This is a genomic window from Ruegeria sp. AP12 (genome assembly GCF_056540025.1).
Genome location: NZ_JBQFVZ010000308.1, coordinates 1 through 555, shown reverse-complemented (window position 1 = coordinate 555; position 555 = coordinate 1). Strand labels below are relative to the sequence as shown.

Below are 555 nucleotides of genomic sequence, written 5' to 3'. Positions count from 1 at the left end.
TCGCTTTCTGGGCGGCAAGGGCGCGAACATGTCCGTGGCCGCGGCCCGGGCCGGGGCGCAGGTGGCGCATGTTGGGGCCGTGGGGTCGGATGGGCGCTGGGCGCTGGATCGTTTGACGGAATATGGCGTGGATACGCGCCATATCGCTCTGGTCGATGTGCCGACGGGCCACGCCATCATCGCCGTGGATGCGCAGGGTGAGAACAACATCATTCTGTTTCAGGGGGCGAACCACGCCCTTTCGACCGATCAGTTGGGTCAGGCACTGTCATCAGCTTCGCAGGGTGACTTGCTGGTGATGCAGAACGAAACCAACTTGCAGGTTGAAGCCGCGAAGATGGGGCGCGAGATGGGTTTGACCGTCTGCTACGCCGCGGCACCGTTTCAGGCCGAGGCAGTGCAAGCCGTGCTGCCCTATCTGGATTTCCTGATCCTGAACGAAGTTGAGGCCGAGCAACTGCATCAGGCCACAGGTCAATCGGTCACGAATTTGAAGGTCGAGCATGTGATCGTCACTTTGGGCTCGAAAGGTGCGCGATATTATCATCGCGCTGC

The 555-nt window shown here is 60.9% G+C and carries 1 protein-coding gene; it reads left to right on the top strand.

The features are described 5' to 3' along the window. On the top strand, positions 1-555 hold a 555-nt coding region (locus tag ACR0E6_RS22910; RefSeq protein ID WP_480587749.1), incomplete at both ends, for a PfkB family carbohydrate kinase.